General features: G+C 66.6%; 1 pseudogene. It reads left to right on the forward strand.

The features are described 5' to 3' along the window. Positions 1-110 precede the first annotated feature (110 nt). Positions 111-595: pseudogene (locus AB4Z32_RS27570) on the forward strand (chromosome partitioning ATPase); the annotation flags it as partial.

Raw genomic sequence — 595 nt, forward strand, 5'->3', positions numbered from 1 at the left:
AGCGCCGCCTGTATGCCTTTGGCGTGGCCGTGGCCGCCGTGTTTACCGCATATGGCGGTGTCCTGACCTTTACCTTGTTGCGCCAGGCCTGAGCGGCCGAAGGAGTTATCGTGAGCATTATCGAAAAAGCCGCTGGCCGTATCCCACATCCTCGCCCGGAAGACGCGCCGGCTGCCGCCGACGTCGCCGTCGCTGTGGCGCCTGCGACTGCCGTGGCCGAAGCACCGGCTGCGGCGCCCGCCGCGGCACCAGCACCGGCAGCAGCACCCGCACCGGCGCCTGCACCAGTGCAGGCAGCAGCGGCTGCGGCGGAGGACGCTGTTGCCGATGCCAACCGCCGCACCACGCGTTCGGTGGAACTGGATCTGGCGCGCATGCATGCAGCTGGCCTGGTGACGGCCGCCGGCGGCCGCACCAATATCGTGGAAGACTTCCGTATCATCAAGCGCCCGCTGATCAAGCGCGCCTTTGCACCGCGCAAGCCGACCGACAATCCGGGCAACCTGATCATGATCACCAGCTCGCTGCCGGGCGAAGGCAAGACCTTCACCGCCATCAATCTGGCGATGAGTATTGCGATGGAACTGGACCACAC

This window comes from Massilia sp. 2TAF26, from assembly GCF_052115005.1.
Classification (GTDB): domain Bacteria; phylum Pseudomonadota; class Gammaproteobacteria; order Burkholderiales; family Burkholderiaceae_D; genus Telluria.